Origin of the sequence: Bacillus sp. 7_6_55CFAA_CT2 (assembly GCF_000238655.1) — a bacterium.
Lineage (GTDB): Bacteria > Bacillota > Bacilli > Bacillales > Bacillaceae_G > Bacillus_A > Bacillus_A cereus.
Genome location: NZ_JH414709.1, coordinates 322,126 through 335,937, shown reverse-complemented (window position 1 = coordinate 335,937; position 13,812 = coordinate 322,126). Strand labels below are relative to the sequence as shown.

Below are 13,812 nucleotides of genomic sequence, written 5' to 3'. Positions count from 1 at the left end.
TTTTATTAGTCATTTTTCGTAAAGTAAGAAACGAAACGAAGAATTTCTAAGTATAACCATACTAATGTAAGCATTAGTCCCATCGCAGTGTACCACTCCATATATTTCGGAGCTTGACTACGTACACCATTTTCGATTAAATCGAAATCTAGTAATAAGTTTAATGCAGCAACTACAATAACAACTGCACTAATAATAATACCGATTGTACCACCTTGGTGAATGTATGGAACAGTTACACCAAACATATTTAGTAGGAATACGACTAAATACATAACCATAATTCCAAGTGTTGCTGCCATAACGCCTGTACGGAATTTATCCGTTACTTTTACTACGCGTGTTGCATATAACACTAACATTGCAAATAGAATTGAGATTGTTAGTAATACAGCATTTAAAACGATAGAATCGCCAAATTTCATTGTATAAACTGCTGAAATACTTCCTAACACAACCCCTTCTACCGCTGCATAGATTGGTGCACCAAAAGGTGAAATACGCGGGAAGAACATAGACGCGAATGCGATGATTGCCGCAACGATTAAAGCACCAATTAATACTGGCATCTTCATCGTCCCCTGCATCATCTGTATGTATGAATAGACAGACGTTGCAAGTAGCAAAATAAGCATAATAAACGTTTTGCCTACTGTTCCGCCAATCGTCATCGCAGAAGCGCTTGCTCCCTCTTTACGGAATGCCTCTTTTTTCAACATTGGATTAGATGTTCTCATTTTTCCCTCCTAAAATAGGTTCTACCAATAGTGTAAAGTTTTTCTCTTTACTTTTCAATATATGCAGCTTGTTTTTATTTTAATCCTTCAACGATGTCTGATAGTTCACTCCATCTTTCCATCTTTTTTTCTAGCTCTTCTTCTGTTTTCTGCTGTGCTTCAGATAATTCTTGTGCCTTTGTGAAGTCAGATCCAACTTTCGCAAGTTCTTCTCCAATTGACTCAATTTTTTCTTCAAGTTCGGCAATTGTATCTTCAATCGTTTCCCATTCACGCTGCTCATTGTATGAAAGTTTACGTTTACGTTGTTGTTTTGGAGCTTCTTCTACTACTTTTTTCTCTTTTTGAACTTCCGCTTTCTCCATAAGTTCTCTCGTTTTTTCCATTTCTAAATAATCTGTATAACTACCTAGAAACTCACGCACTTCGCCTCCGCCAGTAAAGATGAACAGTTCATCTACTACTTTATCTAAGAAGTAACGGTCATGCGATACAGTTAAAACGACACCTGGGAAATCCTCTAAATAATCTTCTAGTACTGTTAATGTTTGTGTATCTAGATCATTCGTAGGTTCATCAAGTAAAAGTACGTTTGGTTCTCCCATTAAAATACGTAATAAATATAAACGTCTTCTTTCACCACCAGATAGTTTACCAAGTGGTGTACCATGTGAATGCGTCGGGAATAAGAAACGTTCTAACATTTGAGATGCACCAATTACTTTTCCATCTGTCGTATGAATAACTTCTGCAATCTCTTTAATGTATTCAATCATACGCTGATTTAAATTCATCTCTTCATTTTCTTGCGTATAATAAGCAACTTTTACAGTTTGTCCTACTTCCACTTCACCACTATCAGGAGATAACTTACCTGCAAGCATATTTAATAGGGAAGATTTCCCGCTTCCATTCGCCCCAATAATTCCGATACGATCACCCGGTTTCACAATATGATTAAAATTATGTAATACCGTCTTATCGCCAAATTTTTTCGTTACATCTTTTAACTCAAGTACTTTCTTTCCTAGACGACTTCCGCTTAGTGCAATATCAACTGACTGTTTTGCAGCTGGTCCTTCTTGTGCCTTTAGCTCATCAAAACGCTGAATACGCGCCTTTTGTTTCGTAGAACGGGCTTTTGCACCACGACGAATCCAAGCAAGTTCACGACGATATAAATTTTGGCGTTTCGATTCTTGTGCCAATTCTTGCTCTTCACGAAGTGCTTTCGCTTCTAAAAATGTACTATAGTTTCCTTCGTAGCTATATAATTTACCATTATCTAATTCAAAAATACGGTTCGTCACACGATCTAAGAAATAACGATCATGGGTTACAAGTAATACCGAACCTGTATATCTCGCTAAATATTCTTCTAACCATTCAACTGTCTCATGGTCAAGATGGTTCGTAGGCTCGTCTAAAATTAATAAATCAGGTGTTTCAATAAAACATTGTGCCATTGCGATACGTTTTTTCTGTCCACCAGATAAGTTCCCAACAATTGCAGTGAAGTCCGTAATTCCTAATTTCGTTAAAAGAGATTTCGCATTTGCATTTGCTTCCCATGCACTCATTGCATCCATACGTTGCTGCACTGCAAATAATTGTTCCTGTACTTTTTCATTACTTGGATCTTTTTCAATATTTAATAGTGCTTTTTCATAATCACGAAGAAGACGAATTAAAGGTGTATCACCATGGAACACTTGCTCTAATACTGTCAGTTTTTCATCAAACTCTGGTTGCTGTGATAAATAACTAATTGTATACCCACGTGAATGCGTCATATCACCTGTATCAGGAGTTTCTAATCCTGCAATAATTTTTAATAATGTCGATTTACCAGTTCCGTTTACACCAATAATTCCGACACGTTGTCCTTCTGTAATACTACATGATAATCCATCAAATAACGGCTTTTCCCCATATGATTTTGATAAGTTCTCCACAGTTAACATTTTCATATTTGTGCATTCCACTCTTTCATAAATTGTTCAATAAACTGTTCCATATAACGATGACGAATTTCAGCCTCTTGTTTTGCTGCATTCGTATTCATTAAATCTTTTAATTTCAAAAGTTTTTCATAAAAATGATTTAAAGATGGATCATTATTTTTTCTATATTCTTCTTTCGTCATTTCTTCACGCGGCGGAATAGTTGGGTCATACATTAATCTCCCTTTCGCCCCACCATATGCAAATGTACGAGCAATTCCTATTGCACCAAGAGCATCTAAACGATCCGCATCTTGAACAATTTTCCCTTCAAGTGACTCTACTGTGCCGCCATGGCCACCTTTATAAGACATATTGGCGATGATATGAAGAATATGTTTACTTTCCTCTTCTTCAACCCGTAGCTCTTCTAACCAATCAGAAACTTTTTTCATTCCTGCTTCTTCACTTTCATTTAGCTTTTCATCTGCCACATCGTGAAGTAATGCTGCCATTTCAATTATAAAACGATTTCCACCTTCTTGCTCAGATAAAGAAATCGCCATTTTATGTACACGTTCAATATGATACCAATCATGCCCACTCGCATCTTTTTCTAAAATATGTTTTACAAAAGTAATTGTTTTTTGAATTTTTTCTTGTTTTGTCATTTTATCTTCACCCAGTTACTTATTGTAACACGCCCGCATTTTTTCATCACATATTTTCTTGTCCGCCCATACACTAGGTGGTAGGCATCATCATGAAGGAGGAATAAACATGTTCTATAATAATCAACCGCCTTATCCAAGGCAACCATTGTATCCTCAACAACAAGAACAGAGATACACAGAACAATACGAAGAACAAGAGTTACAACAGCAAGAGCCACAATATGACGAAAACCCATATGCAACAACGCAAAACCAAGAAACTGAATTTCAACAAAATCCATATGACACACGTCCAAATTATGAATATCCTCAAAATCCATATGCAGCACTACAAAATCAAGAACAGCGATATCCTCAAAATCCATATGTAATACCACAAAACCAAGAACAACAATATCAACAAAATCCATATGCAGCACCACAAAACCAAGAACAACAATATCAACAAAATCCATATGCAGCACCACAAAACCAAGAACAACAATATCAACAAAATCCATATGTAGCACCACAAAACCAAGAACAACAATATCCTCAAAATCCATATGTAGCACCACAAAACCCATACACAACTCAACCACAACAACCGCAATACCAACAACAAATGTATCAACCAAACTACGACGCACGTGTCTCACCACCTAAACCACCAACAATAGATCCAACTCAACCACAAATTTTACCGCCTGGACCAACACTAGACATTACACAACCACAAATATTGCCACCTGGACCAATTACTGAACCAACACAACAACAAATTCAACAAGTTGTCGGTACACAGTTTTTACCTTTCAAGAAACCCGTACTAGATTTCGTAAAACCATGGGTAGATTACGGTTTAAATGAAGCAAAACATACATCACATGAACACGCATTAACAGAAGTTGCTGCGATTATGTTTTTAGTTGGTAAAGGCTTCAATCCGACGATCGCACATTATATCGTTGAATCTTGGGAGAAGAATGAACAGTTTTAGAATTGTTTATTTGATAAAATATAAAAAACACAAAAGTGCCAAACCCCTTATACCACAAGGGTTTTGGCACTTTTTAATATATAAAACAAATTTTATTGAAATAATTATTTTTATAGATTTTCATACTTTTTTATATAGTACGTGAACATATACAGTACAAAATTCCACCTTTGTATACACATTTTTAGAAACATCTTACGTTTATCAAACAATAACCAAAAGACGTACCTGCAACCTCATCATATAAATAATAGATATTAAAAAGAGGACACTATAAGCGCCCTCTTCCTTAGGTTTTAAATATGTTCTCCATGATCCATAAACACTTCAATTGCTTCGTTTTGTGGTATGTCTTTTACATTAGTAAGACCAAAAGTAAAAACAGCGGATAACATCATCATTAATAAGATTGCTTTTTTCATTTTAGCGCCCTTCTTTCTATGCTCTTTTTGTCTGCATCTAAAGCGATGTGCAAATACTTGCTTGCTTTTCTGTGATTTTCTGAACCATAGAATCTTTCACCTAAAAGAGAAGCATATTCTTTTACCCAATCATATAATTCTTCTTTTTCAAAATACGAAATACCTTCTATAACCACATTTTCTAATTCTTCTTGCGGTACATAGTTATGTACTGCTTTTAAAATTCGGAAATGATGACGATAACATAAGTCGCTAATCTTATAGCCATTCTCAATATATTCATTAGCGATATGACTATAACCTAACTTAAAATGTTCTCTTGCTAAAAGAAACATAGTTTTAGCGTTATTTTCTAATGAATCCTCTAAGTGTTTAATTGCTAACTCTGGCATGTTTTGACTTGCGTATAAAAGTCCTAAATTATGCTTAACTCGTTTAATAAGAAGTTCATCATTAGATTTTTGGAAGGTACCTAGTGCTGAAAGTAAATATTCCTCTGCACTTTCGAATTCATTTAGTCGAATGTGTGCCATTCCTAAAGTATTTAAGCATGCTGCAGTTTTTAATTCATACCCTGGACTAATTGAAAATACTTCATTCGCCTTTGTAGCAAATTGAACTGCTAGGATTGGTTTTAATACGTGATAGTAATGGACTGCAAGCCAATAATTAAATTCAGCTTTTTCAATTTCATCATGCATGTACTCTAAAAACGTTTCAGCTTTTTCAAATTGCATTCTTGCTTCACTATGGTTTGCTTTATTAATAGCGTAAATTGCTTTAAATAAATGATGATAGTACTCTAAAAATGTTTCTGTAGACTCTGGTAAAGGCTCGATTTTGTCCAGAATATCTTTTGTACTATCCATATCCCGAATTAGCAGTTTATACCGGGCATTCAATAAAGCGTAGTAGACTAATATTGTTTGGTCTTCCTTAATATTATTGATTTTATTTGCAATATCTTCTTTTATTTTCTGAGACTGTAATACACGTTGTGAAATCATAGCTTGATACCATTCGTTTAATAATTTTGTGATTTCTTCTTTAGAAATAATGTCAACACTCATCTACTTCTACCCCCTTTTGTTAAATGTTATCATGACATGCTTGTTTGCATAAATAAGTTTTTGAATATTCTAACTTGAAAAAATTATTTTTGAATATTCATGTTAACAAAATGGTCCCTTTTCAAACCTTAAAAAAGAACACATGTTTGTAGCGGAGTTAAAAAAACAAAAGTGAGGTATTACATCATGGAATATAACAGCTTTCCTGTAGTACGTGGAAGAGGTATGGTGAAATGGAATCCATTTGCTTCAATACCGGAGCAATACGAGGAAATACATAGAATGTTTGAGGAACAATATAAAGTACCTAAACCTTTTTTAACACAAGATACTATGGAACGAATAGAAAGAGCGTTAATGCAATCTTTTCATGAGGAAGAAGAAATACATATCTCATACTATCGTGATGGAATGGTGCAAGACATGTACATAAATGTATTACATATTGAACCGATGACGAAAACTATATATTGTACAGATGCCTTTGGTTTGAATACTAAGTTTAAGTTTGATGAATTGGTGAATATAAATTAAAAGAAGCCGCCCGACAGGACTGAAGTGCACCCCAATTGTTAGACACAGCCTAACAATTGGGGTGCACTTCACATATATAGGTGGCTTTTGTACGACAAAAAAAAGAGCTCTGCTATACAGCAGAGCAAAAGAAAAATATATAACCCTATAAAAATAATACAAATTATTGATACTTTCAAAAGACGAAATTTAAATTTCCATCACAATAATAGCTATGTTTAAGTATGAAACATTCTACCTTCACTATAGCTATGAATATTCTTATTTTAGAATTCCATAGTATCCAAATAGCTCTTTGAGAAATACCTCAATACCGAACTTCTTCAAAGAATCTTTTCTTTGTTCAAAGAGAAGTTCTAAAACTTTTTTCTTATCTTTGTCTCTTCCATAATGAATCAACCTATGACAGTTCGGACATATACTAACTATATTTCCAACAACATCTAAACTATTTTCAAAATCAATTCATTTATACGATTAATTGTGTAAGAATTATGATGTGTGATTTCTCCTAATTCCTTGTACTGCCTTACGTTTTTTTCCATTTCACAATTACAACATTATTTTTTTTGTAACTGTTTAAATTGCTCTTGTGTTTCAAAGTTTACAAAATTCATATCAATTCCCCTTTGTATGAAAATGAAATTTCTATAATAAAACTTTATAAGCTTTATATATCCATTCTTCATCTTTGTCTTCTTCCACATAAAAGATTTCTATTTTTATTTCCATACCATTTTCCATTAAAACGTGCGCTTCATATTTCCCATCTACATAACTAGCACAATCAATATTGTCTGCTACTATTTCTCTCCATTTATCAGGTAAACTATCATAAAAACGTTCAATGGCCGCTACTAAAACTAAATCTTCTAAATGAGCAGTTTTAGGGTTGTTTATTTTTAAAAACATCAAAAATGCCAAATCCCTTATATCACAAAGGATTTGGCATTTTTAAGTATCTAGAACACGCGCTAAATTTAAGGAGAAATTAACAGACATGAGTCCGGTATAATGCCGTGTCCACACCCAAGGATCGGTTACATAAAATAACGTATCTAACCTGGGAAGTCTATTAGCTTTTTCCCTTATAGTAACGCTCTCTTCTACTAAGACCTTTTCTTTCTAGGGCCTACAATTAATTTAATCGCTGTTCTCTCTTCATTATTGATAGAAATCTCTTGAAACGCTGGAACAAAAGCTAAGTCAATACCACTTGGAGCGACGAACCCTCTTGCAATCGCAATTGCTTTAATCGCTTGATTTATAGCTCCAGCCCCAATCGCTTGAATTTCCACATTACCACTTGTTCTTAGTACTCCTGCTATTGCACCTGCGACTGAATTTGGGCTTGATTTTGAAGATACCTTTAATATATTTTCCATGTAAGTTGCTCCTTCTATTATTTAATCTCTCTTTCGTTACAATTTTAAATATTTTAGCGTATCTTTAATTACTATTCACACCAAAAACAAATGATGCTTCATATGTACATTATTCTATATTTTCTGACTTTTTCCTGCTCAGCTACGCAAATAAAAGATAAACTGAATAGCCTAATATACATACAGTTAAATATCATAACTTCACCAAATGATAACATCCATACAGCTAAAGGTAATATTTCTGTTTTGTCAGACTAAATAAATATAGTAAAGTAAAATTTTAATGAGTGGGGGTTTAATTCATCCCCCACCTAATTTCTTTGCTTTCGCTGAATTTTGAGGTGGGAGTCTTACTGCTCGGAAAATAGCGGGATAAACGTTTCCTCGTTACTTCACTCTATTTAGAAATTCCATTTATTTTTCTATCAAATTATAAACCTTATCATCTTCAAAAGGTGTTACAGGTAATACCCAAATACTACACTTCATCATTTGACCACTTTATATTCCAAATCTATCTCCTTTTATAGTACAAGCATACACGCCAATTGTGATTCATCTTCATAAACTACTATGTGATTTAAATTTATTAAGAATAGGAGGTAATATATTGGGTTCATACTATCATTCTTCAAACTCGTATAAAAAATGCTCATGCAAATCTTCTTCCAGTTCAAATAAAAAATGTTCATGTGACCATTCACATAAACGAAGCTGTCCTGCATACGGAACTTTTTGGCAAACTGAATTTATAACTGTTCCTTTTGGCGATCCTTTTTCATTTAATTACGTTGGACCTTTAGCAGGAGGCGTTTCCTTACTAAATCCTACTACTATACACTTTAGACAAGCTGGTGATTATAGAGTTTCGTTCATTTCCAGTATTAATACTACTTTAAATCCTGTATTTCCACATATCCCAGTCATAACTATATTTTTAAATAACAATCCACTTGCTGATAGTCAAGGTGATTTCGCTATTCAAATGAATACTTCATCAAATAACGAATGTCTTCAACTCGTTGGCGAAACGATTGTTACAGTGCCTGCTAATTCAACTCTTCAACTTAGAAATAATAGTGGTTTTAATCGTCAAAGTATTGTAACTTGTGACAATGGTATAAATTCAGTGGAATTAACAGTTACAAAACTAAGTTAAAATTATTTCTTCACATTCAGATGCTATTTCAGCATCTTTTTTTATTGAATAACAGTTTTTTTCAACTTCTATTATCTCTCCCCACATAAAAAAAGTGCAGAATTCTTTCTAACACAAGATTTCTGCACTTTTTTATTATACTTATTTGTTCTTCCTTATTTCTCTACATAAACCGACTTAACAATCGTACGATTATATGGTTTTCCTTCTTTATTCATCCCTTTTATATCCATCGTAACGTTATATACTCCCGGTTGTTTTATATCTTTCAAAGCACCTGTAAATGTATTCGTATTAACATTTTGTAATTCATTAAATTCAGAGACTAACTTACCTTCTTTATTAACGACTCTTACTGTTATGGAAAGATCCCCTTTCATTTCAGGTGCTACAGGTGATTTTTTCAGTTTATACTCAGGTTTATTTACTTTAACTTTTGTAGGCATTCGAAGAACAAATGGTGCATCATCCTTGTAATCGCTTACAACTAAATATGCATCTTTCGACTGCTTCGCCATCATTTTGATTTTCCATTCGCCTACTTCTAATTTATCAAACTTAAACGTTCTAATTGTCGCCCCATTAAAAAAAGATTCGCCTTCACCAGTAGTTATAGCGCTATCTTTATTTGCATAGATTTTTCCTTTTGGAGATACCATTTGTACTTCTACATCAGAAGAAGCAGTTAGTACAGAAACTATTCCTTCAGCCTTTTTATCAACAGAAATACTTTGCTCTATCCACTGATTTTGTGGTAATTCGCCTCCTAAAATATTTTGATTTGAAGTTGTATTTAATTGTTCTAGATCTCCATTTGAACTAGTGCTGGATGCTACTAAAGCTGGTAATCCCACATTTGTCGTACGTAAATATGGTTCAATTCGTGCAAAAACAGCTGATCCTTTTCTTATATTGTCATGATCAAATCTGGAATCTGTAAATAAATGTGTACCGTACGATAGCTTCGCACTCCATTCATTTACTAGTCCATCATTTGAACCGTACGATGATAAATATAACCCGCCCATAGATAATGCAGAAAATGTTGGCCCCCAGCTAGTTCCAGTAGCCGTATAGTAACGGTTTAATTTAGCTGCTGGGTTGTTATCTATTATTGAACGAAACTTTGCCATTTCACCTATTTGTAACGAATACGTACCATCATCTTTTTGACCTAATATAGAAGCAAGCCACCCTGCCCACCAACTATATGACAAATCTGCTAAATTTGAGCCGTGATGCGGTGTAGCAAGTGTAATAACATTTCCAACAAATCGATTCGCACCATATTCAACTAATGCGGCTTGTGTATCAATACCACCTTTACTATGCGCTACAATATTAACTTTTTTACCGAAATGATTATATATTTCTTCAAGTTTTTGTGCTAACAACTTTCCGTTATCCCACTGACTAGCCGAACCTTTCCCTGCAGCATCATACAATTGTATAAACACTGTTTGATAGCCTGCTTTTAAAGTATAATCATACATATCATTTATATCATGATATACTGTCTTTCCATACCAACTATCAGCATTACCATTTCTTCCTTGTACAAAGAGAATTGGCGGTTTATTCTCATCATAATTAGCAGGTTTTTGGCCTAAAAACCATTCTCCAGGTGTGAATACTTCTGTATCAGGAAACCCCTTTCCAAGCTCTTTTACAACTTCTGCCTGTACATTTGTGCTAATCGTTGGAGCCATGATAAAAAATACAATTAGTAAGGCCACACATCTTCTCATCAGTCGCATATTACTCCCCCTATTTTTTGAAAGAAGGTGTTCTTTATAATATTTTATATTTTCCCTTCCTTAATAATAGCTAATCTTTCATTTTTAAAAGATGTTAGCCCTATTTTTAGAAGGTTACTAGTTGTATCCCCTCTTCCTTAACTCTCGTTATTCTCTTTGTTTCTACCTCTTCCTTTTGATAGAATACGACAAAAAAGTTTCTCAATAATTGTTAACTTCGCTACACCCAGATATTTTTTAAATCATTATTGTTTATATAAAGCATACAAATCTTGAAAAAATTTTAGTAAAAAAACATTTTATTACTAGTTAGTTATTTAAAAATATAATAAAGATATGTACTTTCTTTTCATTAAATACAAACTAATTTTAAAGGAGCTTGTATTATAAGACTTTCCTACGATTAAAAATTAAACTGAAATTTCCGAATAGAAAATCATATTTCCAGAAACATATATTATGATAATTTCCGCACACTTGAATTAACTTTTTAGAAGTACTAACCTATCGGTGAGCAGAAGAAAATTCTGTAAAAAGAAAGGAGAATACTTTATGATGACCAAATTACAAAAGGAGTTTTTTAAACGCTTAGAAATTCCTGCAAAAGAAATAACATTTGATGATTTAGATGGAATTCTCTTGAAAATGGGAATGATTCTCCCCTATGAAAATCTTGATATTATGGCTGGTACTATTAAAAATATCTCAAAAGATAACTTAATAGAAAAGTTACTTATTCAAAAACGAGGTGGACTTTGTTATGAATTAAACTCCCTATTGTATTATTTTTTAATTGATTGTGGGTTTCAAGTATACAAAGTAGCCGGTACTGTTTATGACCTTTACGATAATAAATGGAAACCCGATGATGGTCATGTCATTATCATATTAAGTCATGAGGATAAAGATTATGTTGTGGATGCAGGTTTTGCATCTCATCTCCCTTTACATCCAGTCCCTTTTAACGGAGAAGTCATCTCCTCTCAAACAGGAGAATATCGAATTCGTAAGCGAAATACTCGAAAAGGTACGCATATTTTAGAAATGAGAAAAGGAGCTAACGGGGAATCTACAAGTTTCTTACAATCTGAACCTTCAAACGAATGGAAAATAGGCTATGCTTTCACTGTAGATCCAATAGATGAGAAAAAAGTGAATAAGATTCAAAAAGTGATTGTAGAGCATAAAGAATCTCCTTTTAATAAAGGAGCTATCACTTGTAAATTAACTACTTATGGTCACATATCATTAACAAATAAAAATTATACAGAAACCTTTAAAGGCACCAAAAATAAACGACCAATAGAATCTAAAGATTATGCTCGCATTCTTCGTGACTCTTTTGGAATAACGCAAGAGAAATATGTAGGAAAAACACTAGAAAGAGGCTAGTTGACTACAAGTATTTCATAATAAAGCAGATTCTATATTTAGAATCTGCTTTATTTTATATTTTGTTATAAATTAATTTAATTTTGTTGTTACCCTTTAATTTTCAATTATATACTCATCATCATATTTATCGTATTGTAGCCCTTTCCCTATCTTTGACTCCGTAACTTGATCTCTTAAAAACGGTGCAGCATCCATTTTACTAGTTGCAATTTCAATTCCATATTTTTTCGTTAAATGAGCTAACTCTATTAAAAACCACTCTCTTCGCAATGTAACTGGAATATCCAATGTTTTTCTTTTCATATATAATAGCACCTCTTTTATTTTCATAGCTTAAAAATATCACTGGATGCACTTATTAAAACTACCTTTCACCGCTAACATCCAATGAAACATTATAGTATATGCATGTCCATTTCAAACGTGCTATCACAAATATGATATTTAAGTTTACATAATTATATTATGTAATAGTAGAAAAGGAAGGCATGTCCCTTCCCCTTCTACTATAGAGATTTAAATTAAGAACATCTTGGTACACCTAAAGCTAAAAATAAACCTGCTACTCCCGCAGTAATCGGTACTTTTAACGTAATAACATCATCTACCTTCGTTACTAAAAAGTAAGCATTACCTTCTTGTAATATACAAGTTACCAACAATTGAAATTCCATTCAAATCTCCTCCTTTCAATCGATATACTATAATTTATGAAATCTCTTTCAAAAAGTAATAGGAAATATATCCATTTTTCCTTATATATAAAATAAATGTTTATAAGTCTATTAAAAATATTAATTTTCTAAATTTATACAAACCGTGTAATATCCAATAAACTCCTATATAATCAATAAGAAGAATCTTACAAATAGAGGTATGAAAATGTCGATTTTAAGTAATATTGGTGCAGCTTTATTTTTTATTGCTTTTATTCTTTTAATCTTATGTATCATTTCATTCTTTAAGAAAAATGGAAAAGCAAAACAATATGGACGTCCTACCGTTATTCTTTTTATGATTTCTATTATATTAATAACGGCCGGTACAACAAAATCGGAACACCCCGTCGTCGAGTTTTTTTCTACTTTAAGTTTCATTCTATTTATATTCTTCCTTGTTCTAGCAATCTTATCTGTTATTAAGAAAACAGGTGTAGCGAAAAAACAATTTATTATTACAGCTGTATTATTTGTCATTTTTGTTGCGTTATTAGGTATTTCAGCTCCTTCTTCTGAAAAAACGACAGCAACTAGTACAAAAGTTGCCTCTAATAATGAAGAGCCAAAAGATAGCGAACAGAAAAAAGAGCTAGAAAAGAAAGAGGCAGACGAAAAAACTCAAAAGCAAGAAGATGAGAAGCGTCTAGCCGAAGAACAAGCTCGTAAGCAAGAGGATGAAAAACGTCAGGCTGATGAACAAGCTCGTAAACAACAAGAAGAGCAAAAACGTCAGGCTGATGAACAAGCTCGTAAACAACAAGAAGAGCAAAAACGTCAGGCTGATGAACAAGCTCGTAAACAACAAGAAGAGCAAAAACGTCAGGCTGATGAACAAGCTCGTAAACAACAAGAAGAACAAAAAGCACAGCAAGCTCAAACACAACCAGCTAATGGTAATACTGATAGTGCATACTACAAAAATTGTGCTGCAGTTAGAGCAGCTGGGAAAGCTCCTTTACATAAAGGGCAACCAGGTTATAGCTCTCATCTTGATCGTGATGGCGATGGAATTGCATGTGAAAAATAGTAATAAAAANA

The 13,812-nt window shown here is 33.3% G+C and carries 15 protein-coding genes and 1 pseudogene; 5 read left to right on the top strand and 11 right to left on the bottom strand.

Annotated elements, in window-relative coordinates; translation table 11 throughout:
- Positions 1–5: 5 nt before the first annotated feature.
- The 3 genes from HMPREF1014_RS10850 to HMPREF1014_RS10840 form a co-directional block, all read right to left on the bottom strand.
- On the bottom strand, positions 6–737 hold the full coding sequence (locus HMPREF1014_RS10850) for a Bax inhibitor-1/YccA family protein (protein ID WP_001260655.1): 732 nt from the start codon (positions 735–737) through the stop codon (positions 6–8).
- Positions 738–811: 74 nt separating this feature from the next.
- Entirely contained in the window at positions 812–2,707 is a 1,896-nt protein-coding gene (locus HMPREF1014_RS10845) for an ABC-F family ATP-binding cassette domain-containing protein (RefSeq protein WP_000783169.1), read from the bottom strand.
- Positions 2,704–3,351, bottom strand: a complete 648-nt coding sequence (locus tag HMPREF1014_RS10840) for an HD domain-containing protein (RefSeq protein WP_000165966.1) — start codon at positions 3,349–3,351, stop codon at positions 2,704–2,706. The genes HMPREF1014_RS10845 and HMPREF1014_RS10840 overlap by 4 nt, the downstream gene beginning before the upstream one ends.
- A 109-nt stretch (positions 3,352–3,460) precedes the next feature.
- Between HMPREF1014_RS10840 and HMPREF1014_RS10835 the strand changes: the two genes are divergently transcribed.
- Positions 3,461–4,333 (top strand): hypothetical protein, encoded by an 873-nt coding sequence (locus HMPREF1014_RS10835; protein ID WP_000499718.1) that lies wholly within the window; start codon positions 3,461–3,463, stop codon positions 4,331–4,333.
- A 296-nt stretch (positions 4,334–4,629) separates the two neighbouring features.
- Here the strand turns inward: HMPREF1014_RS10835 and HMPREF1014_RS10830 are convergent, their stop codons facing one another.
- Both HMPREF1014_RS10830 and HMPREF1014_RS10825 read right to left on the bottom strand, forming a co-directional pair.
- Positions 4,630–4,755 (bottom strand): hypothetical protein, encoded by a 126-nt coding sequence (locus HMPREF1014_RS10830; protein ID WP_000709202.1) that lies wholly within the window; start codon positions 4,753–4,755, stop codon positions 4,630–4,632.
- A complete protein-coding gene (locus tag HMPREF1014_RS10825; protein WP_000109862.1) occupies positions 4,752–5,825 on the bottom strand; it encodes a response regulator aspartate phosphatase in 1,074 nt (357 codons plus the stop codon). The genes HMPREF1014_RS10830 and HMPREF1014_RS10825 overlap by 4 nt, the downstream gene beginning before the upstream one ends.
- 186 nt (positions 5,826–6,011) lie before the next feature.
- On the opposite strand from HMPREF1014_RS10825, the gene HMPREF1014_RS10820 reads away from it, so the two are divergent.
- Positions 6,012–6,359 carry a YolD-like family protein gene (locus tag HMPREF1014_RS10820; RefSeq protein WP_000456233.1) on the top strand — a complete coding sequence of 116 codons (348 nt, stop codon included), beginning with the start codon at positions 6,012–6,014 and terminating at the stop codon, positions 6,357–6,359.
- A 261-nt stretch (positions 6,360–6,620) separates the two neighbouring features.
- On the opposite strand, the pseudogene HMPREF1014_RS32440 reads toward HMPREF1014_RS10820, so the two are convergent.
- From HMPREF1014_RS32440 to HMPREF1014_RS10805, 3 genes and pseudogenes are all read right to left on the bottom strand, one after another.
- Positions 6,621–6,821 (bottom strand): annotated as a pseudogene (locus HMPREF1014_RS32440) (HNH endonuclease); the annotation flags it as partial.
- Positions 6,822–7,007: 186 nt separating this feature from the next.
- Positions 7,008–7,271, bottom strand: a complete 264-nt coding sequence (locus tag HMPREF1014_RS10810) for a hypothetical protein (RefSeq protein ID WP_000478849.1) — start codon at positions 7,269–7,271, stop codon at positions 7,008–7,010.
- Between the two features lie 197 nt (positions 7,272–7,468).
- Complete coding sequence (locus tag HMPREF1014_RS10805) at positions 7,469–7,744, bottom strand: stage V sporulation protein S (RefSeq protein WP_000427801.1); 276 nt, start codon at positions 7,742–7,744, stop codon at positions 7,469–7,471.
- A gap of 610 nt (positions 7,745–8,354) precedes the next feature.
- Between HMPREF1014_RS10805 and HMPREF1014_RS10800 the strand changes: the two genes are divergently transcribed.
- Entirely contained in the window at positions 8,355–8,903 is a 549-nt protein-coding gene (locus HMPREF1014_RS10800; protein WP_000536154.1) for a hypothetical protein, read from the top strand.
- Positions 8,904–9,058: 155 nt separating this feature from the next.
- Here HMPREF1014_RS10800 and HMPREF1014_RS10795 read toward each other — a convergent pair whose 3' ends face one another.
- Positions 9,059–10,660: a lipase family alpha/beta hydrolase gene (locus tag HMPREF1014_RS10795; protein ID WP_001238711.1), complete on the bottom strand. Its 1,602-nt coding sequence runs from the start codon at positions 10,658–10,660 to the stop codon at positions 9,059–9,061.
- A 552-nt stretch (positions 10,661–11,212) separates the two neighbouring features.
- Here HMPREF1014_RS10795 and HMPREF1014_RS10790 point away from each other — a divergent pair.
- Positions 11,213–12,052: an arylamine N-acetyltransferase family protein gene (locus HMPREF1014_RS10790; protein WP_000988428.1), complete on the top strand. Its 840-nt coding sequence runs from the start codon at positions 11,213–11,215 to the stop codon at positions 12,050–12,052.
- A gap of 96 nt (positions 12,053–12,148) precedes the next feature.
- On the opposite strand, the gene HMPREF1014_RS10785 is transcribed toward HMPREF1014_RS10790, so the two are convergent.
- Together HMPREF1014_RS10785 and exsG are read right to left on the bottom strand one after the other, a co-directional pair.
- Entirely contained in the window at positions 12,149–12,358 is a 210-nt protein-coding gene (locus HMPREF1014_RS10785) for a hypothetical protein (RefSeq protein ID WP_000824207.1), read from the bottom strand.
- A gap of 218 nt (positions 12,359–12,576) precedes the next feature.
- Entirely contained in the window at positions 12,577–12,729 is a 153-nt protein-coding gene (exsG, locus tag HMPREF1014_RS10780; RefSeq protein ID WP_000395679.1) for an exosporium protein ExsG, read from the bottom strand.
- Between the two features lie 208 nt (positions 12,730–12,937).
- Here exsG and HMPREF1014_RS10775 point away from each other — a divergent pair, with 208 nt between their 5' ends.
- Complete coding sequence (locus tag HMPREF1014_RS10775) at positions 12,938–13,801, top strand: excalibur calcium-binding domain-containing protein (RefSeq protein WP_000025810.1); 864 nt, start codon at positions 12,938–12,940, stop codon at positions 13,799–13,801.
- Positions 13,802–13,812: the final 11 nt, after the last annotated feature.